The organism is Duganella sp. S19_KUP01_CR8, from assembly GCF_036688705.1.
Classification (GTDB): Bacteria; Pseudomonadota; Gammaproteobacteria; order Burkholderiales; family Burkholderiaceae_D; genus Rugamonas.
The window spans coordinates 136,703-159,607 of the sequence record NZ_JAQQPR010000010.1; the positions used below are offsets into that span (position 1 = coordinate 136,703).

Genomic DNA, 22,905 nt, shown 5'->3' on the forward strand with positions numbered 1-22,905 from the left:
TGATAAGGTGGCATCCTTTTCTTACCCCGGATCATCTCAATGAAAACAAAATTTGAATTGAAGCCGCTGGCGGCGGGCGCTATCGCGCTGCTGTGCGGCGCTGCCGACCCTGCGCTGGCGCAGGAGGCGGCCGCAGTCACCGCTGCGCCGCCTGCCGTCGTCGTCACCGGCTCGCGCATTCCGCGCGCCAGCCTGGAAGGACCTTCCGCCGTCACCGTCATCACCGGCGAGGACATCACCAAGCAAGGCTACAAGAACGTCTTCGATGCGCTCAGCAACCTGACGCAGAACAGCGGCTTCACCCAAGGCGCCGACTTCGGCAACACCTTCACGCCGTCGGCCAACACCATCAGCCTGCGCGGCCTCGGGCCCAATCACACGCTGGTGCTGCTCAACGGCCGGCGCCTGGCGGACTTCCCGATAGCCTACGAAGGCACGGTCAACTTCACCAACCTGGCCAACATCCCGTCGAGCGTGGTGGACCACATCGAGATCCTCAGCGGCGGCGCTTCCGCCGTCTACGGCTCGGACGCGATCGCCGGCGTGGTCAACATCATCCTGAAGAAAAAGGCCAGTGGCCTGGACGTCAATCTCAAGGCCGGCGGCACCACGCGCGGCGGCGGCGGCGACCAGCGCCTGCAGCTGACCGGCGGCGACAGCTACGGCAAGCTCAATACGCTGTTCAGCGCCGAATTCCTGGAACGCGATCCGCTGTGGAGCCGCGAGCGCGAATTCATGAGCGCCAAGGTGGGCGTGGCGCCGACTCCTCTGCTGTGGCGCAAGAACGTCGACACCGGCAAGTACATCGATCCGGGCGACACCTGCGCCAAGCTGGGCGACCTGTTCGGCGGCAGCACCGTCAAGTACACCGCCAAGGCGGGCAGCTACTGCGCCAGCCCGAAAGTGGCGCCGACCTACTGGACCACGCAGACCAAAAACAGCAGCCAGAACCTGTTCGGCAGCGCCAACTACGAGCTGTCGCCTTCCACCACCTTGTTCGCCGAGGCGCTGTATGGCCAGAACCGCAGCGCCAACAACACGCGCGGTCCGTCGTGGACCTCGGTGGCGACCGCCGACACCTATTTCTGGAACCAGAACACCAAGACCAACGAGGCCTGGAACCGCTACATCTCGCCGGAGGAAATCGGCGGCGTGCAGCGCTACAACCGCAGCTGGGATGACCAGGCCGCGTCGCTGTCGTTCGGCGCCAAGGGCGCGATCCCCGGCACCAGCTGGCAGTACGAGGCCGGCTACACGGCCTCGCTGTACAAGAGCGAGAGCCATACGCCGCGCGCGCTGGCCAACATCGACAGCTTCTTCCTCGGCCCCAAACTGGGTGTGGACGCGGACGGCGTACCGATCTACGCGCCCGATCCGGCGCGCCTGAGCAAGCGCCTGACGCCGGCGGAATTCGACAGCATCACCGGCACTGCGGTCAGCAACGACAAATCGTGGACCAACACCGTCAGCCTCAGCGCCAACGGCGAGGTGTTCAACTTGCCGGCCGGTCCGGTCAAGCTGGCGACGGTGGCGGAGCTGGGCAAGCAGGGCTTCTCGAACACGCCGGACCCGCGCATCAACCAGGGCTACTTCAACACGGTAACGCCGTCCGACGTGACGGCCGGCACCCGCAAGCGCTATGCGCTGGGCGTGGAGGCGAATGTGCCGCTGCTGGAGAAACTCGACGCCACCGTGGCCACCCGCTATGACCGCTACAGTTTCGCCGGCCGCAGCGACGGCAAGCTGGCCTACAACGCCGGCCTGGAATGGCGCCCGGCCACGCGGCTGCTGCTGCGCGCGAACCATGCCACCAGCTTCCGCGCGCCGGACATGAACTACATCTACAAGGCGCGCGGCACCGGCTACTACTCGTCGACCACCGACTACTACCGCTGCGCCAAGGCCGGCCAGCCGGTCGACACCTGCGAGTTCGCCAACGTATCGCCGGGGTCGAACTACGTGCAGTCCGGCAGCAAGGACCTGCGCTCGGAAAAAGGCCGTTCCTCTGGCTTGGGCGCGGTGTGGTCGCCGAGCGCCAGCTTCGATGTGTCGCTGGACTACTGGAACATCAAGATCGACGACCTGGTCACCAACCTGAGCGCCGACAAGCTGCTGCGCGACGAATCGAATTGCCGCATCGGCGGCGACCTGACCTCGCCGACCTGCGCCGACGCCATCGCCCGCATCGTCCGCAATCCGCTGACGGCCTTGAACAAGCCGGGCGAGATCAAGGAAATCCTGGTCAACCCGATCAACGCGGCGTCGACCAGCGTCAGCGGGATCGACGTCAGCGCCAAGCACGTGCTGCGCACCCAGGCTTACGGCGTGTGGATTTCGAAGGTCAATTATTCGAAGACGCTGAGCGCCAAGTCGCGCCAGTTCTCCGGCGACGAGCTGCGGGACGACCGCGAAGACCTGGGCAACTCCGACTGGCGCGACAAGCTCAATGCCAGCCTGACCTGGAACCAGGGCGACTGGTCGAACACGCTGTTCCTGCAGCGCTACGGCAAGGTGCCCAACGGGGGCGGCACCGCCTTCCTGTCGCCGACCACGCTGGCCAACGCCAGCGTCGTGTATCGCCTGAACCAGCGCACCACGGTGTCGGTGGCGGTCAACAACCTGTTCAACAAGGTCAAGCCCGACACCAGCGGCGGCTGGCCGTACTACCCGGTGGGTAACTACAACCCGACCGGCCGCCAGGGCTGGGTCGAGCTGAACTACCACTTCGGTTCCTAAGCCGGCCGGCGCTGCGCGACCAGTTCGCGCAGCGCCGGATCGCTGATCTCGAATACATCGAACATGCCCAGTGCCGCCATCGCCGGCACCGCATCGACGATGTCGGCCCGCGCTTCGTCGCGGGCTTTTTCCGTGCTGTCCGCCGCCTGCAAGGTGCGGGCATTGGCCAGGAAGGCGCCGACGGTGCCCTTCCTGACGGTGACGCCGTTGAATTCTCCGGTGTTGACGTGGTCCGGCAGTATGTCCTGTGCTCGCATGATGCAATCTCCTTCGTGGTTGATGAGGACTCCATCTTGCCAGCCGCGGCGTGGCCTGACTTGCGCTGAGAGGCCATAATATGTCGCATTCAGGCCAGGGCCTTGTCGCGCGCCGCCGCGTGGCCGGCATACTCGGTCAGCCAGTACAGCAGCGCCAGGCCGGGGAAGGCCATGCCGGTCAACAGCGCCGCGTGCCAGCCGTGGGTGGCGTACATCCAGCCGCCCAGCGCCGAACCGAGCGCGCCGCCGGCGAAGAACAGCGCGAAGTACACGCCATTCAGGCGGCTGCGCACTTCCGCGCCCAGCGTGAAGATGGCGCGCTGGCCCAGCACCAGGTTGGCCGCCACGCCCATGTCCAGCACGATCGACGCAATCACCAGGATCGCCAGCGCCAGGTTGCGCAGTTCCGGAACCTGCGGCGCCAGCAGCGGCAGCGCAAAACCGATCACGCCCAGCACCAGCGCGGCGGCGGTCGCCATCAGCGTGTGGCCGGCGTCGGCCAGGCGGCCGGCGATCGGCGAGGCCACGGCGCCCGCCATGCCGACCAGCGCGAACACCGCGATGCCGGTCTGCGACAGGTGGAACTGCGGGCCGGCCAGCATCAGCGGGGTGACGGTCCAGAACAGGCTGAAGGCGCCGAACAGGCCGGCGTGATAGGCGGCGCGGCGGCGCAGCAGCGGCGTGCGCAGGAACAGCTGCCACAGGGACGCCATCAGCGCCGGATAGGCGATCTGCGCGGCCGGCGCGCGCAGCGGCAGTTTGGCGCGCAGCACCAGCGCCACCGCCAGCACCACCACGGCGGCGCCGCCGAACACCACATGCCAGTTGCTGGCGTCGGCGATCAGGCTGGCGGCGGGACGGGCCAGCATGATCCCCAGCAGCAGGCCGCTGACCACCTTGCCGACCGTGTGGCCGCGCGTCTCCTCTTTCGACAGATGGGCGGCGAACGGCACGATGATCTGCGCCGCCACCGAACCCAGGCCGATGCCCAGCGCGGCGGTCAGGAACATCCAGGCGCTGGTGCTGAGCGCGGCCAGCACCAGCATGGCGGCGGTGAACAGCAGGCCGGTGACGATCAGGCGGCGGTTCTCCAGCAGGTCGCCCAGCGGCACCACGAACAGCAGGCCGAGGGTGTAGCCGATCTGCGTCAGCGTGACGATCAGGCCGGCCGCCTGCGGCGACAGCCCGGTGGCGGCGCTGATCGGGCCGACCAGGGTTTGCGCGTAGTACAGGTTGGCGACGATCAGGCCGGTCGCGGCGGCCAGCAGCAACACCATGCCGGGGCTGATGTCGTCTTGTGCGGGATTGCTCATGTTGACTCCTGGGGTAAATGGTTCAGTGGGTATGGGCAGAGTCTAGACAAAAGCCAGGCAAAGATAATCAGGGCATAATGCACCTATACTTTTCATATTAAGTGAACAATCGTGGACAGACTGAAGGCCATGCAGACCTTTGTGCGGATCGTCGAGGCCAACAGCTTCACCAAGGCCGCCGAAACGCTGGACCTGCCGCGCGCCGCGCTGACGGCGACGCTGAAAAACCTGGAAGCCTTCCTCGGCGTGCAGCTGCTGCAGCGGACCACGCGCCGCCTGTCGCTCACGCCCGACGGCGCCGACTACTTCCAGAAGTGCCTGGAGATCCTGCAGGCGGTGGAGGATGCGGAAAGCGGCTTTCGCGGCCAGCACGCGATTCGACCCAAAGGCAAGTTGCGCATCGAGCTGCCGGGCGCCGTCGGCCGCCATCTGGTGATACCGCATATCGGCGGCTTCTGCCGCGATTATCCGGACATCGAGCTGGTGGTCAGCCTGGCCGAGCGCATGGCCGACCTGACGCAGGAGGGCATCGATTGCGCACTGCGGGTGGGCGCGCTGCCGGATTCGGCGATGATCGGCCGGCGCCTCGGCGACATGCAGTTCCTCACTTGCGCGTCGCCGGCCTACCTGGCGCGCCACGGCGTGCCGCGCACGCCGCGGGACTTGGGCCAGCACCGCGGTGTGATGCATTTTTCCGGCCGCACCGGCCGCCCCTTCGAGTGGGACTATCTGGTCGGCGGCCGCGTGTTCGTGGCCGAACCGGTCGCCGTGATCGCCGTCACCGATCCGGACGCCTACATCGCCTGCGCCTTGCAGGATATGGGCCTGATCCAGGCCGCGCGCTACCAGGTGCGTCCTCACTTGGCCAGTGGCGCGCTGGTCGAGGTGCTGGCCGACACGCTGCCGGCGCCGATGCCGATGTCGCTGGTCTATCCGCAGGGACGCATGGCGTCGCCCCGCGTGCGCGCCTTCGCCGAGTGGATGGCGGGTCTGTTCCGGGACAACCCGGACCTGCGGAATTAATTTGTAAGCAATCTGTAATCGCCGCGGCGGCGGCGGTTTTGCCGACTATAATCTGCGGCGATGAAACTGACCAAGACACTCGCTTCCTGCTCCGCCATGCTGGTGCTGCTGGCCGCATGCGGCGGCGACAGCGCCCCCGTGCCCACGCCCACGCCGCCTCCTGACCCCACGCCAACGCCTACGCCGACGCCAGTCTATGCCGATGCGGCGCCCGGCAGTTCGTCGGCGTTGGAGAACCGTTGTGAAGTCATGCATCCCGGGCATATCCAGAACCTGCCGGGAACGCAGGCCGACGAGAAGGGCTTCCTGCGCGCCGTCACCGAAGAGACCTACTTGTGGAACAGCGAAGTGCCGGCGCTGAACGCCACCGAATTCCCCTCCACGCTGGCCTGGTTCAATGCCTTGAAGACGCCGCTGCTGACCGCCTCCGGCCACCCCAAGGACCGCTTCCACTTCACCTATCCCACCGAGACCTGGGAAGCGTTGAACAGCGGCGTCGAGCTGGGTTACGGGCTGACCTGGTCCGTCGGGCTCACCAAGGCGCCGCGTTCCTGGCGCGTGGCGATCGTGGACGCCGGGTCGCCCGCCGCCGTCGCCGGTGTGCGCCGTGGCGACGCGCTGATCATGATCGACGGCGCCGACTTCATCAACAGCAACGATACCGACGCGGTGGCGCGCTTCAACGCGGCCTTGTATCCCGCCCAAGCCGGCGACCGCCATACGCTGACCTTCTGGCGCGACGGCGCCTCGTTCGACGCCGTCATGGCGGCGAGCCAGGTTTCGGTCGCCTCGGTGCAGAACACGCGGGTGATCGATACGCCGGCCGGCAAGGTCGGCTACCTGACCTTCAATACCCACAATTCGCCGGCGGAACGGCAGCTGTACCAGGCGATCGGCACGCTGCAGGCAGCCGGCGTCGCCGATCTGGTGCTGGACTTGCGCTACAACGGCGGCGGGCTGTTGTCCATCGCCAGCGAGTTGGCCTACATGATTGCCGGGCCGGCCGCCACCGATGGAAAAATCTTCCTGAAGTACAGCACCAACGGCCGCCTGAGCCCCGGCCGCCCCCTGTCCTTCACCACGAAGATGACGGAAGTCAGCGTCCAGCATCCGCTGCCGGTGGTGACGCCGCTGCCGCATCTGGACCTGAAGCGGGTGACCATACTCGCCGGCCCCGGCACCTGCTCGGCCAGCGAGGCGCTGATCAATGGCCTGCGCGGTATTGACATCGACGTGACGCTGGTCGGCGGCCAGACCTGCGGCAAACCCTACGCATTCATCCCGATCGCCAACTGCGGCACCACCTATTTCATGGTGCAGTACAAGAGCGTCAACCAGAAGGGGCAGTCGGACTTCGAAGAAGGCTTCGCGCCAAGCTGCGCCACCGCCGACGATCTTGGCCGGGCGCTGGGCGATCCGGCCGAGGGGATGCTGGCGCAAGCCCTGCGCCTGCGCAGTGGACAGGCCTGCGCCAGTCCGGCATTGGCGGCGACGGCGTTGCGCCAGGGCGGCAGCGCCGCCCGTGCGCCGGCGCGGCCGGAGGTGATGACACGTTTGCCGCCGAAGGAAATCGCCATCGTCCCGGCCGATCGATAGGTCCGGTGCGCCGGCGCGCAAAGCCGACTATAATTTTCGACACGACCGATGCCTGCCAGCGCATCGGCGCTTTCTGGAGCCTTGCTGATGATACGTCCCGCACTACTGCTCGCCCTTGCCGCCGCCGCTCCGCTGGCCGGCGCCGCCGCCAATTCCGCCTCCGCCGCTTCGTCGCTGACGACGATTTCCGAACGCTCCGGCTTCCAGAACACCGGCCGCTACGACGAAGTCGTCGACCTGTGCGGGCGCTTCCAGAAAGCGTATCCGAAACAGGTGCGCTGCTTTGAATTCGGCCGCACGCCGGAAGGCCGTCCGATGCTGGCGCTGGCCGTCTCGCGCACCGGCGCGCTGAGCGCCGAACAGGCGAAGAAGCGCGGCGTGCCGGTGCTGCTGGTGCAGGGCGGCATCCACGCCGGCGAAATCGACGGCAAGGACGCCGGCTTCCTGGCGCTGCGCGAGGCGCTGGAGAACCAGGCCGCGCCGGGCGCGCTGGACAAGCAGGTGCTGTTGTTCGTCCCGGTGTTCAACGTCGACGGCCATGAGCGCTTCGGCAAATGGAACCGCCCCAACCAGCGCGGCCCGGTGGAAATGGGCTGGCGCACCACGGCGCAGAACTACAACCTGAACCGCGACTACGTCAAAGCCGACGCGCCGGAAATGCAGGCCATGCTGGCGCTGGTGAACGCCTGGGATCCGCTGGCCTATATCGACCTGCACGTCACCGACGGCGCCAAGTTCCAGCCCGACGTCTCGATCCAGGTCGAGCCGGTGCACGGCGGCGACGAGGAGTTGAAGCGGGCCGGCCTGGCGCTGCAAACGGCGGTGATCGCCGACCTGAAGGCGCAGGGTTCCGATCCCAAGCCGTACTACATTTCGTTCGCGACCGACGACGACCCGAGCTCCGGCTTCGTCGACAGCATGGCGACGGCGCGCTTCTCGTCCGGCTATTTCCCGATGCGTAACCGCTTCGCGATGCTGGTCGAAACCCACTCGTGGAAGGACTACCCGACCCGCGTGCGCATCACCCGCAACACCATCGTCTCGCTGCTGTCGCAGGTCGCCGCCCACGGCAAGGAATGGCAGAAGATGGCGCAGGAAGCCGACGTGCGCGCCGCCGCCATGGCCGGCGCCGATTTCCCGATCAGCTACCGCACCACCTTCAACGCCAAGACCATCGAGTTCCCCGGCTACGAGTACACGCGCACCTATTCGGAAGTGTCGGGCGGGCTGATGACGCATTACGACGAGACCAAGCCGCAGACCTGGACCCTGCCGCTGCGCGACGAAGTGGTGCCGGACCTGAAGATCGCCGCGCCCAAGGGCGGCTACCTGGTGCCGCTGGCCGATGCGGCCCGCGTCGGCGCCAAGCTGAAACTGCACGGCATCGCCTTCAAGGTGGTGGCGGCGGACCTGATGTCGGCCGAAGTGGAGACCTTCCGCGCGACCAAGACCAAATTCGGCGCGCAGTCGTTCGAGGGCCGTCAATCGCTGGCGGTGGAAGGCGACTGGGGACGCGAGCGCCGCAGCGTGGCGAAGGGCGCGCTGTTCGTGCCGATCGCGCAGCCGAAGGCGCGCCTGGTGATGACGATGCTGGAGCCGCGCGGCGCCGATTCGCTGCTGGCCTGGGGCGAATTCAACAACGCCTTCGAGCGCAAGGAGTACATGGAGGAGTATGTGGCGGAGGACGTGGCGCGCGACCAGCTGGAAGCCGATCCGGCGCTGCGCGCCGAGTTCCAGAAAAAGCTCGACGGCGACGCGGAGTTCAACAAGAGCCAGGCCAAGCGGCTGGAGTTCTTCGCGCGCCGCCACGCATCGTGGGATGAGCGCTACAACCTTTACCCTGTGATGCGCACGGCGCTGAAGTACTAGTTGCCAGGACCGCCGCCAGCGGTGCTGGCGGCTGCCGTTCAGCCCTGTTGCAGCGGGATGATGCCGGGCACGGTGGTCGGCGTCGAACACGGTTCTTCGTCGAAGGCGATGTCGCCCAGCGGATTGGCCTGGCCGTCGGCCTTGATGTCCTTGAAGCCGAACAGGTCGCGGTCCATCAGGTGCGACGGCACCACCGTCGACAGCGACGAGAAGATGCTCTCCACGCGGCCGGGGAATTTCTTTTCCCATTCGCGCATCAGGCCCTTGATCTGCTTGCGCTGCAGGTTCTCCTGCGAGCCGCACAGGTCGCACGGGATGATGGGGAAGCCTTTGACCGCGGCATAGCGCTCGCTGTCTTCTTCCTTCACGTAGGCCATCGGGCGGATCACCATGTGCTTGCCGTCGTCGGACACCAGCTTGGCCGGCATGCCTTTGAGCTTCCCGCCGAAGAACATATTCAGGAAGAAGGTCTCGAGGATGTCGTCGCGGTGGTGGCCCAGCGCGATCTTGTTGCAGCCCAGTTCATCGGCCACGCGGTACAGGATGCCGCGGCGCAGGCGCGAGCACAGCGAGCAGGTGGTCTTGCCTTCCGGGATCAGGCGCTTGACGATGCTGTAGGTGTCCTGGTTCTCGATGTGGAACGGGATACCCAGTTCTTTCAGGTAGGCCGGCAGGATGTGGTCGGGGAAGTTGGGCTGCTTCTGGTCCAGGTTGACGGCGATGATCTCGAAGTTGATCGGCGCGCGTTCGCGCAGCGTCATCAGGATGTCCAGCAGCGCGTAGCTGTCCTTGCCGCCGGACAGGCAGACCATGACCTTGTCGCCGTCTTCGATCATGTTGAAATCGCCGATGGCCTGGCCCACCAGGCGGCACAGGCGCTTGTGCAGCTTGTTGTTCTCCAGCGCGATCTTCTCGGCCGACTTGCCGGTAGCTGCGGCTACGTTGTCGAGTACTGCGTTCATACGGTTTCCTTCTTGATCTTGAATACTTCCACGCCCACGCCTTCGCAGTCCGGGTAGACGTCCGGCTTCATGGTCGATACGCGGGCCGCGCGCACGCGCGGATGTTCCAGCATGGCGCTGACGATGTCGTCGCACAGGCTTTCCTGCAGATGGACGTGGCCGCGCGCCATCAGCTTGGCGATCGAGTCGCGCATGAAGTCGTAGTCCACCACTTCTTCCAGCTGGTCCTTGACCGGGGTCGAGACGGCCAGCGGGATGTACAGGTCGACGTTGATCAGCAAGCGCTGCTCGCCCTTCTTCTCGAACTCATAGACGCCGATGTTGATCAGCACTTCGTAATTGCGCAGGAACAGGCGGCGGCAGTCGTTCAGTTGCGGGTGGATCAGGGCGGACAGCATAGGATTACCTTTTCTCGATTGTATTCAGTATTTATTTGGCCAAAAACATCACGTCGCGCGGCAGCGGCATCAGGTGCTGGCCGCCGTCGACCAGCAGGGTGGTGCCGGTCAGCGCGCGCGCCGTGGCAGCGTAGACCACGCTGTCGGCGATATCTTCCGGGGTGCTGGAGCGGCCCAGCGGGGTTTGCCGGTGCGCTTGGGCGAAGCCGGCTTCGGTCTGGTCGCCGGACACCATGGTGATGCCGGGCGCGATGCCGACCACCCGCACCGCCGGCGCCAGCTGCTGCGCCAGCATGGTGGTGGCGGCATGCAGCGCCGCCTTGGACAGGGTGTACGACAAAAAATCAGGATTGAGATTGTACAGTTTTTGGTCGAGCAGGTTGATGACGACCCCCTGTTCGCCAGCAGCCAGGGCCGCGTGCAGCGCCTGCGCCAGGATCACCGGCGCGGCGACGTTGGCGCGCATGTGGGCGTCCAGCCGGTCGGCGGTGAAGTCGGCGGCGCTGTCGTAGTCGAACAGCGAGGCGTTGTTGACCACGCAGCGCAGCGCGCCCAGCGCGGCCACCGCCTGCGGCAGCAGCGCGCGCACGGCCGCTTCGTCGGCCAGGTCGCAGGGCAGGGCGACGGCGCGTCGGCCCAGCGCCTCGATCGCGGCGACCACTTCGCGCGCCTCGGCTTCGGACGCGCGGTAGTGCACCGCCACGTCCCAGCCGGCGCGCGCCAGTCCGAGCGCGATGGCGCGGCCGATGCGGCGGCCCGCGCCGGTGACGAGCGCCACTGGCGCGGCGGAGGTGGATGAATTGTGCTGTGCTGTCGTCATGGTTATTTGAGAAAACGTGTCGTTCCCGCGCAGGCGGGAACCCATACTCAGCATGGATTCCCGCCTGCGCGGGAAGGACGTTACATCTGTTATTGGCGGCCCGGCGCGCCGATTCGCTACAATGCCGGTTATGTCCCTACCTGTACCTTCCAGTGACGCGCTGGCCGCGTCCCACGCCCTGTCGCACCTGATCGCCGCCGAAATCTCGCGCAACGACGGTGCCATCTCCTTCGCCCGCTATATGGAACTGGCGCTGTACGCCCCCGATCTGGGCTACTACAGCGGCGGCTCCGCCAAACTAGGCAAAGATGGCGATTTTACAACCGCGCCCGAACTCACGCCGCTGTTCGGCGCGGCGGTGGCGCAGGCCGCAGCCGCTATTATCGCCCAAAGCGCGCCGCAGATCCTCGAATTCGGCGCCGGCACCGGCAAGCTGGCCTTCGACATCCTGACCGAGATGGCCGTCGCCGGGGTGGCGATCGAGCGTTATTTCATCGTCGAGCTGTCCGGCGAACTGCGCGCGCGCCAGCAGGAAAAGTTGCGCGATTTCCCCAACGTGCAGTGGCTCGATGAATTCCCCGACGCCTTCGACGGCGTGGTGGTCGGCAACGAGGTGCTCGACGCGATGCCGGTCCAGCTGGTCACCAAGCACCCGCAAGGCTGGCAGGAATTGCAGGTGACGGTGCGCGACGGCCGCTTCGATTATCTGGAAACGCCGGCCGGCGCCGAACTGCAGGCGCAGATCGACCTGCAAATCCAGGAGCACGACAGCCTGCCGGTCGGCTACGTGACCGAGGTGCACGGCGTGGCCTGCGGCTTCATGGCGACGCTGGCGCGCATGCTGCGCAACGGCCGCGCCAACGCCGCCTTCCTGTTCGACTACGGCTTTCCGGCGCACGAGTACTACCTGGGCCAGCGCGCCACCGGCACGCTGATGTGCCACTACCGCCATCACTCGCACCCGGACCCGTTCTATTATCCGGGCTTGCAGGACATTACCGCCCACGTCGACTTCACGGCGATGGCGCTGGCGGCGCAGGAGGCGGGCGCCGAGGTGCTGGCCTACCTGAACCAGGCCGGCTTCCTGATCGGCGCCGGCGCCGGCGACCTGTTGCTGCGCACCGATCCGTCCGACGCGCTGCGCTATCTGCCGCAGGCCAAGGCCCTGCAAAAGCTGTTGTCGCCGGCGGAGATGGGGGAATTGTTCAAGGTGCTGGTGATCGGCAAGAACGTTGTCTTGCCGGACGCCATAGCCGCCCAGGACCGCAGCCACCGCCTGTAGATTAAATGTTACAGTGATCAAAACAGCAAGGCTAATCCGTGCTTGATCGCTGAGCCGCTGAGTCGCGGCGCGCCAGATCGGCTATGATGAATGACGCGCGCTCGCCGGACAATTATTGGAACGATGGCAAAGATACACACTCACTATGACAACCTGAAAGTGTCGCGCATGGCGCCTCAGGAAGTCATACGTGCCGCCTACAAGGCGCTCAGTCAAAAATACCATCCGGACAAAAATCCGGGGGATGAGAAGGCTGCGCGCATCATGGCCATCCTCAACAGCGCCTACGACACCTTGTCCGACGCCCAGCGCCGCAAGGAACACGACGAATGGATCGCCGCCGAGGAGTGGGAGATCGAGTGGCTGGAGAGCACCCGCCACGAGGACGGCCATGGCCATCGCGGCGACAAGCATCGCCACGACGCGCCGGACCGGGCCTGGAGCCCGGAGACGGTCGACGACGCCCCGCGATCACGCCGTCCGGCCGCCTGGAAATGGTGGGCCGGCCTGGCGGCCAGCCTGGTGCTGGGCTGGGTGGGCGGCATGACCATGGTGGCCGAACCGCAGCTGCTGTCGTCCGCGCTGGCGGCGGCCTTGGGCAGCAAGGCCGACAACGGCAACGCGCGCGCACAGGCCCGCGCCGCCGCGCGTGATCCCAAGGCCGAGATGCGCGAGGCCTGGGCCGGCAACCAGCCTTATTATCCGGAAGCGAACAGCAGCCGGCCGGCGCCGATCAAGGTGCAGGCGCTGTCGCAGGTGATACTGCCGAATGCGGTCGCCGATTGCGACAGCGAGACCCAGACCCTGGTGGCGCCCAACGGCGAGCCGTGGCCGACGCAGTCCGGCTACATGACCGGTTTCCCGGTCGCCAACCGCGGCGACGACATGCAGCTGATGCTCGACAATGCGGGCAACGCCTCGGCGGTGTTCATCAAGATCTACGATACCGAGCGCCGCTCGAACGTGCGCTACGCCTACGTGCAGGCGCACGACAAGCTGGTGGTCGACAAGCTCGCCAACGGCAAGTACGAGATCCGCTACCAGAACCTGGACGTGGGCGCCAACCAGAGCGGCTGCTCGCCGGCCAGCCGCACGGCGGCGGCCAGCACGGCGCCACCGGCGCCGCCGGTCAGCAATTAAACTGCGCTAGAACTCTTCCCACTCCGAATTCATATCCGCCTTGGGCTTGGCCGCTGCTGTCGCGGCCGGCTTTGCGGCAGGATTTGCTGCGGCCTTGGGCGCCTGCTTGGCTGCGGCCTGGACGGGCGCTCTGGCGACGGCCCGACGGGCCACCGCGGCCGGCGCCGCCACCGCATAGCTGTCGTCGAGCTTGAACACGCTGACCGAGGCCGACAGCGTGGCCGCCTCGTCCTGCATGCTTTGCGCGGCGGCGGCGGCCTGTTCGACCAGCGCGGCGTTCTGCTGCGTCATCTCGTCCATCTGCGAGATGGCCTCGTTGACCTGCTCGATGCCCATGCTCTGTTCCTGGCTGGCCGAGGTGATCTCGGCCATGATGTCGGCCACCTGCTGCACCGAGGTGACGATCAGGCCCATGGTCTGGCCGGCCTCGTCGACCACGGCGCTGCCGCCGTCGACCTTTTCCACCGAATCGTCGATCAGCACCTTGATTTCCTTGGCCGCCGTGGCCGAGCGCTGCGCCAGGCTGCGCACTTCCGACGCCACCACCGCGAAACCGCGTCCCTGTTCGCCGGCGCGCGCCGCTTCCACCGCCGCGTTCAGGGCCAGGATATTGGTCTGGAACGCGATGCCGTCGATCACGCCGATGATGTCGACGATCTTGCTGGAGCTGGCCTTGATCGACCCCATGGTGTCGACCACCTGGGCCACCAGCTGGCCGCCGCGCGTGGCCACCGACGACGCCGAGATCACCAGCTGGTTGGCCTGGCGGGCGTTGTCGGCGTTCTGCTTGACGGTGGAGGTCAGCTCCTCCATGGTGCTGGCGGTCTGCTCCAGCGAGCTGGCCTGCGATTCGGTGCGTCCCGACAGGTCCATATTGCCGGTGGCGATTTCGCCCGAAGCCTGGTTGATGGTGGAGGTGCTGCGCCGCACCTCGTGCACGGTGCGCGCCAGGCTGGTGTTCATGTGCTGCAGCGCGGCCAGCAGCTCGCCGGTTTCGTCGCTGGCGCGCACGTCGATGCTGGTGCTGAGGTCACCGGCCGCCACCGATTTGGCGATCGCCACCGCCTCCTCCAGCGGGCCGGTGATCGAGGCCGTGATCCACACCGCCAGCGCGCCCGAGACGATCAGCGCCACCACCCCCAGCACGATCATCATGGTGCGCGAAAAGTCGATGTGGCCGGTGGCGACCTTGCCGCCGCCCTCGATGTCGCTCTTCTGCTGCTTGACCATGGCGCCGGTCAGCTCTTCCAGCGTGTCCAGCGCGGGGAAGGTTTCGCGGTTCATCAGCTCGGCCGCCTTGTCGCGCTCGTCCGCCTCGACCAGGTCGGCCACCTTCAGGAAGGAGGTGTTGTAGCTGGCGCGCGCCGCCTGGATCCTGGCCAGCAGCGCCTTCTCGTCGGGCGTTTCGGTCAGCTGGCCCAGCGTGGCCAGCGCGGCGTCGATGGCTTTCTTGTCCAGGTCTATCCGTTCGTAGCTCTTGGCGCGCTGCGCCTTGTCGCTGATGACGAACAGGGCCAGCACGCGGCGCGCATCCTCGCGCGCGGCGGCGTCGATGGTGGCGGCGGCCGAGGCGCTCGGCCAGTCGCGTTCGACGATGTCCCTGGCGCTCTGGCCGACCGCGCCGAAGCGGCCGATGGCGGTGACGATCATGATCAGCATCAGCAGCAGCACCAGGCCGAAGCCGGCGCCGAGCCGGGTCTTGATTTTATAGTCGGTCAAATTCATGGAGGTTCCGTCTTGATAGGGTCAGTTGGCGGCGGTGGCGACGTCGGTCAGGCCCATCTCGGCGCTCGACATCAGCTTGTCGATATCGACCAGGATCAGCATGCGCTCGTCGATGGTGCCCAGGCCGATGATGTAGTCGGAATTGAAGGCGGTGCCCATCTCCGGCGCCGGCTTGAGCTGGTCGGGCGTGAGGGTGGTGACGTCCGAGACCGAATCGACCACCATGCCGACCACGCGGCCGCCGATGTTGAGGATGATGACCACGGTGAACTGGTCGTACACCGGCTCGCCCAGCTTGAACTTGATGCGCATGTCGACCACCGGGATGATGATGCCGCGCAGGTTGATCACGCCCTTGATGAACTCCGGCGCGTTGGCGATGCGGGTGACCACCTCGTAGCCGCGGATCTCCTGCACCTTGAGGATGTCGATGCCGTATTCCTCGGCGCCGAGGGTGAAGGCGAGGAACTCCCTGCCGGCGATGTCCGATGCGTTTTCTTGCATGATTATGGTCCTTGAAATATTGATCTGACCGCGATACGCCTTGGTCGGCGTACGCGCCGCAATCCTTACAATGACGGCGCTAGCGTATCAGAGTCGGACCGCGATGACGAGCGCGGAAAAGCCGTGCATGGGCGAAAAACGCACGCCTGTTGCTATCAATTTCGAAGGGGGTTGTCACAGGGGGGGAATCTGATTATGCTAGGACCAAGACAGCCACGGGCCCAGCCCCAGGAGATGTGATGACAGATTCCACCGCCGCAGACGACAACTGGCTGATCCAGGAGGACGAGGAACCAGCTCCGGTTGACGGCACGGGGTCGCCGGACCAGCGCCTGTGGCGGGTGCTGATCGTCGACGACGACGTCGACGTCCACGCGGTCACGCGGCTGGCGCTGCGCAACGTCTCCTTCAAGGGGCGCGAGCTGGAACTGTTTTCCGCCTACAGCGGCCGCGAAGCCTACGACTTCCTGCGCGACACGCCGGACATCGCGCTGGTGCTGCTGGACGTGGTGATGGAAACCGACGACGCCGGCCTGCTGCTGGCGCGCCGCATCCGCGAGGAGCTGCACAACGCCATCGTGCGGGTGGTGCTGCGCACCGGCCAGCCGGGCCAGGCGCCCGAGCAGCGCGTGATCATCGAATACGACATCAACGACTACAAGGCCAAGACCGAGCTGACCACGCAGAAGCTGTTCACCACGGTGATCTCGGCGCTGCGCGCGTACGAAAGCCTGAACATGTTGGAGCGCAGCCGCATCGGCCTGGGCAAGATCCTGGCCGGCGCCACCAATCTGTACCAGATCCACTCGCTGCGCGAATTCGCCTCCGGCGTGCTGAACCAGGTGAGCGCCATCCTCGACGTCGGCGCCGACGGCGTGCTGTGCCTGATGCAGGGCGACACCGGCGTCACCAGCGTGGTGGCGGCCACCGGCAGCTATGCCGCATTGAGCGACTCGGAGCTGATGCCGACCGCCCATCCGCTGTGGCCGACCATCGCCAAGGCCTTCGCCGAAAAGAAAAGCCAGTTCGACCATCCGGCCAATGTGTTGTTCATCCACACGCAGGAAAACCGCGAGGTGGCGATTTCGGTCACGCCGCCGTGGCCGCTGGCGCAGATCCAGCGCGACCTGCTGGAGGTGTTCTGCCAGCGCATCGCGGCCGCGTTCGACAACCTGTACATGTTCGGCCAGCTGCGCAAGGCGCAGGAGGCCACCGTGGTGGCGCTGGCCGACCTGGCCGAGTTCCGCGACAGCGGCACCGGCGGCCATGTGCGGCGGGTGCAGATGCTGTCGACCTCGTTGGCCCAGCGGCTGGCCGGGCGCGGCGTGTATGGCGACGAGCTGACGCCGCAGCTGCTCGACATGATAGGCCTGGCCAGCATCCTGCACGATGTCGGCAAGGTCGCCACGCCGGACCACATCCTGCTCAAGCCGGGCATCCACACGCCGGAGGAGCGGGCCGAGATGCAGACCCACGCGGCGGTCGGCCGCACCATCCTGGAGCGCGCCGCCAACATGGTCGACGGCGTCAGCTACCTGACCTACGGCGCCGAGATCGCTGGCGGCCACCACGAGCATTACGACGGCAACGGCTATCCGAACCAGCTGGTGGGCAAGGACATCCCGATTTCCGCGCGCATCGTCGCCGTGGTGGACGTGTTCGACTCGCTGCTGCACGAGCGGCCGTACAAGGACCCGTGGCCGCACACCGAAGTGATGACCTATATCACCGACCGCGCCGGCAAGCAGTTCGATCCCGAGGTCGTGGCCGCGCTGCTGGACCTGATCGAGCGCGATCCGACCATCGGCCACACGCCGGACTAGGCTGCGCCCGCCGCGGGCGGATAGCTTCACGCCAGGATATGCCATGCCTTCGACCCCGCTCCCGTCCGACAGCGAACTGCGCCCCGTGCGCGGGGCGCTGCTGAAAAAGCTCAGCGGCGACGAGGGCATGTTCGCGCTGGGCGCGTCGGTGGCGCGGGTGGTGCAGATGGCCGACTCCGACGACCAGGGCACGCAAAACCTGGCCTACTACGTGCTGTCGGACGTGGCGCTGACGCAGAAGGTGCTGCGGCTGGCCAATACGCCGACCTACCGCGCCGCCGGCGGCACCGCCGTCACCACCATCTCGCGCGCGATTTCCCTGCTCGGCTTCGACAACGTCAAGACCACGGCGATGGCCATGCTGCTGGTCGACACGCTGGCCAACAGCAAGCACGCGCACAGCGTGCGGCTGGAACTGGAGGCGGCGCTGTGCGCCAGCCTGGTGGGACGCGAGATGGCGCGCCTGAGCATCTACCAGGGCGCCGAGGAGGCGGCCATCGGCGCGCTGTTCAAGAACATCGGCGCGCTGGTGGTGGCCTCGCACGAGCATGGGCTGTTCCGCGAGATCGGCCTGCTGACGGCGGCCGGCAAACTGACCCAGGCGCAGGCCGCGCTGCAGGTGCTGGGCTGCAGCTACGACAGCCTGTCGGCCGCCATCCTCAACGAATGGAAGATCCCGGACGTGATCGTGCGCTCGCTGGCGCCGCTGCCGCCGGGCGTTTGCAAGCCGGCCGCCAGCCGCCAGGAGTGGATGCGGCAGGTGGTGGCGTTCAGCATGGAGACGGCGCGGCTGCTGGCGCGCCGCCAGCGCGCCGACAGCGTCGAGGGCAGGGGGCTGGAGCAGCGCTACGGCGCCGCGCTCAATCTCGACCAGGCGCGCTTGACGCAGCTGTTCGCCACCGTGTCGCGCGACATGGACAGTTTGCTGGAGAGTTTGCAGATGGGCGCGCAGGCCGATCCCGACGACGGCGCGCCCGGCCTGCCCAGCGTGCTGGCGCAGGCGGCGATGGGGGCGGAGGCGGCGCCGCAGGGCAACCATCTGAGCGGCAAGCCGTACAACGCCCGCGAGCTGTTGCTGGCCGGGGTGCAGGAGGTGACGCAGATGCGCGCCGGCGGCCACGGCAAGGTCAACGACATCATCCAGGCGGTGCTGGAGACGCTGTACCGCGGCATGGGCTTCCGCTTCGCCACCGTTTGTCTGAAGGACATGCGCAGCGGCCAGTACCGGGCGCGGGTGGCGTTCGGCGAGCGCTATGTGGAGCGCCAGGCCGGCTTTGTGTTCCCCACCGCCAGCGGCGACGACCTGTTCCACCTGGCGATGCAGAACAACGCCGACCTGATGATCGCCGACGCCAGCGCGCCGAAGATCCGCGCGCTGCTGCCGGAATGGCACCGCCGCCTGCTGCCCGACGCCCGCAGCTTCATCGTGCTGCCGCTGGTGGTCAATTCAGTCCAGCTGGGCCTGTTCTACGCGGACCGCGCGCTGCCGGCGCCGGAGGGCGTGCCGCCCGACGAAACTTCGCTGATCCGCGCCCTCAAGGGCCAGGTGCTGGTGGCGCTGACCCCCGGCCCATGAACCGTCGTCCCCGCGCAGGCGGGGATCCATGCCGAGCCTGATCGGATGCGGCGTATGGATTCCCGCCTGCGCGGGAATGACGTTATGCTGCGATGGCGGCGTACTCGCTGCGCACCATGGCCTCGAACTGCGCCACCGGCATCGGCCGCGCGAACAGATAACCCTGCGCCTCGTCGCATTGCTTGGCGCTGAGGAAGTCGCGCTGGGCCTGGGTCTCGACGCCCTCGGCCACCACGCCCAGCCCCAGCGAGTGGGCCAGCGCGATGGTGGCGGCGACGATCACGGCGTCGTTCGGATCGCTCTCGATATCCTTGACGAAGCCGCGGTCGATCTTGATGCGGTCGATCTCGAACAGCTTCAGGTAGCTCAGCGAGGAATAGCCGGTGCCGAAATCGTCGATCGCCACCTTGAAGCCGCGCGAGCGCAATTCGATCAGCAGCGCGCGGCTGCGTTCCGGGTCCTGCATCGCCGCCGATTCGGTGATCTCCAGCTCCAGCAGGGCCGGGTCGATGCCGTGGGCGTCGACCAGCCGGTCCAGCTGCGGCAGCAGGCCGGCGCCGTGGCACTGGCGCGCCGACAGGTTGACCGCCAGCCGCAGGTGCGCCAGCCCCGGCGCGCGCCAGGAGGCCAGCAGGCGGCTGGCGCGCTGCAGCACCCAGTCGCCCAGCGGCAGGATCAGGCCCGATTCCTCGGCGATCGGGATGAAGCGGTCCGGCCCCACCATGCCCAGCTCCGGATGGTGCCAGCGCAGCAGCGCCTCGGCGCCGATGATGCGGCCGGACGCCAGCTCGACCTGCGGTTGCAGGTACAGCTCGAATTCGTTCTGCTCCAGCGCCTGCCACAGGCGGTTCTCCAGCATCAGGCGCTCGTGGGTGGCGCTGTTCATCTCGGCCGAGAAGAACTGGAAGTTGCCGCGGCCCTCGCTCTTGGCGGCGTACATGGCGGTGTCGGCGTGGCGCAGCAGGGTGCTGCCGTCCTCGCCGTCGGACGGGAACATGGCGACGCCGACGCTGGCGCCGCTGTGCACCGTCTTGCCTTGCAGGTGGTAGGGCGCGCCCAGCGATTCGACGATGCGCACCGCGATGTTGGACGCTTCGTCCGGCGTCACGCTGCCGGAGGTGACGACGATGAATTCGTCGCCGCCCAGGCGGGCGATGGTGTCGACCTCGCGCAGCAGTTCCTGCAGGCGCTGGGCGACGGCGATCAGCAGCAGGTCGCCGGTCTGGTGGCCGTGGGTGTCGTTGATCTTCTTGAAGTGGTCGAGGTCGATGAACAGCACCGCCGCCGCGCCGCCGCTGCGGCGGGTCTGCGCCAGCAACTGGTCCAGCCGCAGGTTCAGCGACAGGCGGTTGTCGAGGCCGGTCAGGGTGTCGTGGTGGGCCAGGCGGTGGATGCGTTCCTGCGCCAGCTGCTGCGCCGTCAGGTCGTGCAGGATGGCGACGAACAGGTGCTCGTCCGGCAGCTCCACTTCGCTGACCGACATCGCCAGCGGGAATTCGTTGCCGTCGCTGCGCCAGCCGGTCAGTTCGTATTCGTGGGTGACGCCGCAGGCGATCATGCGCAGCAGGCCGGCCGCGTCGAGGCCGGCGGCGTCGCCGACGCCGACCGGGATCAGGCGGTCCAGCGGCAGCTTGGTCATGTTCTCCGGCGCGTAGCCGAACAGGCGGCCGGCGGCGGCGTTGGCCGACATCAGCAGGCCGTCGCCGTCGATGGTGAGGATGGCGTCGGCCGCCTTGTTGAGGATGGCCTGCAGGCGCGCCTCGCGTTCGCGCAGGCGCGCCGTGCTGTCCTTGACCTGGGCCTGGATGCGCGCGCGTTCGCCGCTGATCAGCATCATCAGCGTGCCCAACAGGCCGGTCAGCAGCAGGCCGCAGGTCAGCACGGTCCAGCTTTGCCAGCCGCGCTGCTGCTGCAGGTAGGCCGGGGTCGGCGCCAGGGTCAGTTCGTAGATGCGGCCGCCGAAGTGCAGCTGGCGCTGGAAGTCGCCCGGCTCCGGCGCCCGTTGCAGGCTGTCGCGCACCACGCGGCGTGGGCCGTCGTCGTCCATGTCCTCGAAGCGTATCAGGAAGTGGCCGAACTCGGAGCGCTTGAGCGCCTGGTCCAGGTAGGCGTCGAACTGCATCGAGATCAGCAGCGAGCCGATGGCCTGGTGGCGATTGTTGTTGGGGTAGACAGTTTGCAGCAATAGCAAGCCGGAGCTGGCCTGCGTGCGTATCAGTTGCAGCGGCGCGGTGGCGGTCGGCTGGCCGGACTGGATGGCGCGCTCCAGCGCGGTGCGGCGCTGCGGATCGGACAGGAAGTCCAGGCCCTGGTAGACGCGGCTTTCGGCCGGCTCGATGTAGGTGGCGACGAAGTAGCGCTGGCGCTGCGCTGCGGCGGCGAGGTCGCCGTCGGCGTTGCGCTGGCGGATTTCGAAGCCCGGCGCGATCTGGGCGCGGCCCCAGGTTTCGAAGGCGGCGCGCTCGTCGCCGGCCACCGGCGTCAGCCAGGCCATCGACAGCAGCTCGGGGCGCTGGTCGAGGTAGCCGTGCGCCAGGTTGCCGAAGTCCTCGGCGCTGAGCGTGCGGCGCGGGTCGTTGAGGGCCTTGGCCATCGCATAGATGAAGCGTTCGTGCTCGCTGAACTGCGCCTGCAGCAGGTCGCCGGTCTGCTGCGCCTTGAGGCGGAACGCCTGCAGCTGCTGGTTGTTCTCCCAGCGGTCGGCCTGCAGGTAGATGGCGATGAAGGCCGCCGCCGACAGTACCAGCGGCAGGCCGACCAGCAGGCGGCGGCGCGACCACAGCGCGCGCGGGCGGCCGATGACGATCCAGGTCAGCGGCGCCGCCAGCAGGATGCCGATGGTGTCGCCCATCCACCAGGCCAGCCAGTCGAGGATGAGGGTGTCCCAGCGCAGGATGCCGAGCAGGCCCATGCCGCTCAGCGAGACGGTGCTGCTGATGACGGTGACGCCGGCCGCCAGCAGGATGAAGCGCACCACGTCGCGGCCGGAGCCGATGGCGGGATCGATGTAGCGGCGGAACAGGGTGCTGCCGGCCCAGGCTTGCAGCGAGGCGCCCAGCGCCGCGAAGCAGGCGCCGGCCAGCGCGGTGGCGCTGATGCCGCCGGGGCTGAGGAAGGGATAGATCAGGTTGACCGTCAGCGAGCCCAGCGCCACGGCCGGCAGCAGGCGGGCGCCGCCGATCACGCAGCAGGCCAGCGCCAGGCCGGCCGGCAGGAAGATCGGCGAGGCGTAGCCGGGCGGCAGCGCCAGCAGCAGGCCGAGACGGCCGGCGACGAAGTAACAGGCCAACAGGCCCAGATTGGCCAGCACCAGGCTGCGCAAACTACCGCTACGGTTGTTCAACTGCGGGGCTCCAGGTCTCAGTATCGTGGGCCGATTGTATAGGAATTCGTTGAACCTAAAAACAACACTTGCACATTTGCAGTTGGTGCAGTTAAAATCTCGCCCCGAAGCAGACAGTTCATCTTCACAGCGCGAATAGAGCAGTAAAAAACGCGGTGCGGGGTTGACAGGTCAAAGAAGTTGCTTCATACTCTGCGGTTCCTCGCGGAGGGGTGGCCGAGTGGTTAAAGGCGACAGACTGTAAATCTGTTCTTTCGAGTACGCTGGTTCGAATCCAGCCCCCTCCACCAAGTTTTTGCAAAAAGACTGGGTAACGCAAGTAGATGAAGAAGAATTGAACAATCCTCGCGGGTGTAGCTCAATGGTAGAGCAGAAGCCTTCCAAGCTTACGACGAGGGTTCGATTCCCTTCACCCGCTCCAGCTTGTTGCAATGCAGTAGTACCCCATAAGCCCTTTTAGCTCAGTGGTAGAGCACTCCCTTGGTAAGGGAGAGGCCACGTGTTCAATCCACGTAAAGGGCACCAGAATTCGCAGTAT

General features: G+C 66.8%; 16 protein-coding genes and 3 tRNA genes. 11 read left to right on the top strand and 8 right to left on the bottom strand.

The window, feature by feature from the left end:
• The first annotated feature begins 39 nt into the window (after positions 1-39).
• Positions 40-2,736 carry a TonB-dependent receptor domain-containing protein gene (locus V6M89_RS12540; RefSeq protein ID WP_332853478.1) on the top strand — a complete coding sequence of 899 codons (2,697 nt, stop codon included), beginning with the start codon at positions 40-42 and terminating at the stop codon, positions 2,734-2,736.
• On the opposite strand, the gene V6M89_RS12545 is transcribed toward V6M89_RS12540, so the two are convergent.
• Together V6M89_RS12545 and V6M89_RS12550 are read right to left on the bottom strand one after the other, a co-directional pair.
• Positions 2,733-2,993, bottom strand: coding sequence for a hypothetical protein (locus V6M89_RS12545; RefSeq protein ID WP_332853479.1), 261 nt, complete (start codon positions 2,991-2,993; stop codon positions 2,733-2,735). The two genes, V6M89_RS12540 and V6M89_RS12545, sit on opposite strands and share 4 nt — an antisense overlap.
• Before the next feature lie 89 nt (positions 2,994-3,082).
• Entirely contained in the window at positions 3,083-4,306 is a 1,224-nt protein-coding gene (locus tag V6M89_RS12550; RefSeq protein ID WP_332853480.1) for an MFS transporter, read from the bottom strand.
• Between the two features lie 111 nt (positions 4,307-4,417).
• On the opposite strand from V6M89_RS12550, the gene V6M89_RS12555 reads away from it, so the two are divergent.
• The 3 genes from V6M89_RS12555 (at position 4,418) to V6M89_RS12565 (ending at position 8,794) form a co-directional block, all read left to right on the top strand.
• The gene (locus tag V6M89_RS12555; RefSeq protein WP_332853481.1) at positions 4,418-5,329 is read left to right on the top strand and encodes a LysR family transcriptional regulator; all 912 of its coding nucleotides are present in this window, start codon (positions 4,418-4,420) and stop codon (positions 5,327-5,329) included.
• Positions 5,330-5,389: 60 nt separating this feature from the next.
• A complete protein-coding gene (locus V6M89_RS12560) occupies positions 5,390-6,925 on the top strand; it encodes a S41 family peptidase (RefSeq protein ID WP_332853482.1) in 1,536 nt (511 codons plus the stop codon).
• Positions 6,926-7,012: 87 nt separating this feature from the next.
• Positions 7,013-8,794: a M14 family metallopeptidase gene (locus tag V6M89_RS12565; protein ID WP_332853483.1), complete on the top strand. Its 1,782-nt coding sequence runs from the start codon at positions 7,013-7,015 to the stop codon at positions 8,792-8,794.
• Positions 8,795-8,832: 38 nt separating this feature from the next.
• Here the strand turns inward: V6M89_RS12565 and ttcA are convergent, their stop codons facing one another.
• The 3 genes from ttcA to V6M89_RS12580 are packed head-to-tail and all read right to left on the bottom strand — an operon-like array spanning position 8,833 to position 10,974.
• The gene (gene ttcA, locus V6M89_RS12570; RefSeq protein ID WP_332853484.1) at positions 8,833-9,756 is read right to left on the bottom strand and encodes a tRNA 2-thiocytidine(32) synthetase TtcA; all 924 of its coding nucleotides are present in this window, start codon (positions 9,754-9,756) and stop codon (positions 8,833-8,835) included.
• On the bottom strand, positions 9,753-10,154 hold the full coding sequence (locus V6M89_RS12575) for a dihydroneopterin aldolase (RefSeq protein ID WP_332853485.1): 402 nt from the start codon (positions 10,152-10,154) through the stop codon (positions 9,753-9,755). The genes ttcA and V6M89_RS12575 overlap by 4 nt, the downstream gene beginning before the upstream one ends.
• Before the next feature lie 31 nt (positions 10,155-10,185).
• Positions 10,186-10,974: an SDR family oxidoreductase gene (locus V6M89_RS12580; protein WP_332853486.1), complete on the bottom strand. Its 789-nt coding sequence runs from the start codon at positions 10,972-10,974 to the stop codon at positions 10,186-10,188.
• A 130-nt stretch (positions 10,975-11,104) separates the two neighbouring features.
• Here V6M89_RS12580 and V6M89_RS12585 point away from each other — a divergent pair, with 130 nt between their 5' ends.
• Positions 11,105-12,256 carry a class I SAM-dependent methyltransferase gene (locus V6M89_RS12585; RefSeq protein ID WP_332853487.1) on the top strand — a complete coding sequence of 384 codons (1,152 nt, stop codon included), beginning with the start codon at positions 11,105-11,107 and terminating at the stop codon, positions 12,254-12,256.
• A gap of 123 nt (positions 12,257-12,379) precedes the next feature.
• The gene (locus V6M89_RS12590; RefSeq protein WP_332853488.1) at positions 12,380-13,396 is read left to right on the top strand and encodes a J domain-containing protein; all 1,017 of its coding nucleotides are present in this window, start codon (positions 12,380-12,382) and stop codon (positions 13,394-13,396) included.
• 6 nt (positions 13,397-13,402) lie between these two features.
• On the opposite strand, the gene V6M89_RS12595 is transcribed toward V6M89_RS12590, so the two are convergent.
• Both V6M89_RS12595 and V6M89_RS12600 read right to left on the bottom strand, forming a co-directional pair.
• On the bottom strand, positions 13,403-15,121 hold the full coding sequence (locus V6M89_RS12595) for a methyl-accepting chemotaxis protein (RefSeq protein ID WP_332853489.1): 1,719 nt from the start codon (positions 15,119-15,121) through the stop codon (positions 13,403-13,405).
• Between the two features lie 21 nt (positions 15,122-15,142).
• Positions 15,143-15,625 carry a chemotaxis protein CheW gene (locus V6M89_RS12600; protein WP_332853490.1) on the bottom strand — a complete coding sequence of 161 codons (483 nt, stop codon included), beginning with the start codon at positions 15,623-15,625 and terminating at the stop codon, positions 15,143-15,145.
• A gap of 239 nt (positions 15,626-15,864) precedes the next feature.
• Here V6M89_RS12600 and V6M89_RS12605 point away from each other — a divergent pair, with 239 nt between their 5' ends.
• Both V6M89_RS12605 and V6M89_RS12610 read left to right on the top strand, forming a co-directional pair.
• Positions 15,865-17,448 carry a DUF3369 domain-containing protein gene (locus V6M89_RS12605; protein ID WP_332853491.1) on the top strand — a complete coding sequence of 528 codons (1,584 nt, stop codon included), beginning with the start codon at positions 15,865-15,867 and terminating at the stop codon, positions 17,446-17,448.
• 43 nt (positions 17,449-17,491) lie between these two features.
• Positions 17,492-19,024 carry an HDOD domain-containing protein gene (locus V6M89_RS12610; protein WP_332853492.1) on the top strand — a complete coding sequence of 511 codons (1,533 nt, stop codon included), beginning with the start codon at positions 17,492-17,494 and terminating at the stop codon, positions 19,022-19,024.
• A gap of 82 nt (positions 19,025-19,106) precedes the next feature.
• Here V6M89_RS12610 and V6M89_RS12615 read toward each other — a convergent pair whose 3' ends face one another.
• The gene (locus tag V6M89_RS12615; protein ID WP_332853493.1) at positions 19,107-22,367 is read right to left on the bottom strand and encodes an EAL domain-containing protein; all 3,261 of its coding nucleotides are present in this window, start codon (positions 22,365-22,367) and stop codon (positions 19,107-19,109) included.
• Positions 22,368-22,573: 206 nt separating this feature from the next.
• On the opposite strand from V6M89_RS12615, the gene V6M89_RS12620 reads away from it, so the two are divergent.
• The 3 genes from V6M89_RS12620 to V6M89_RS12630 all read left to right on the top strand — a co-directional run bounded on the left by V6M89_RS12620 (position 22,574) and on the right by V6M89_RS12630 (position 22,892).
• A tRNA-Tyr gene (locus tag V6M89_RS12620) sits at positions 22,574-22,657 on the top strand.
• Between the two features lie 57 nt (positions 22,658-22,714).
• Positions 22,715-22,788 (top strand) — tRNA-Gly (locus V6M89_RS12625).
• Positions 22,789-22,817: 29 nt separating this feature from the next.
• Positions 22,818-22,892, top strand: a tRNA-Thr gene (locus V6M89_RS12630).
• The last annotated feature ends 13 nt before the right edge of the window (positions 22,893-22,905 follow it).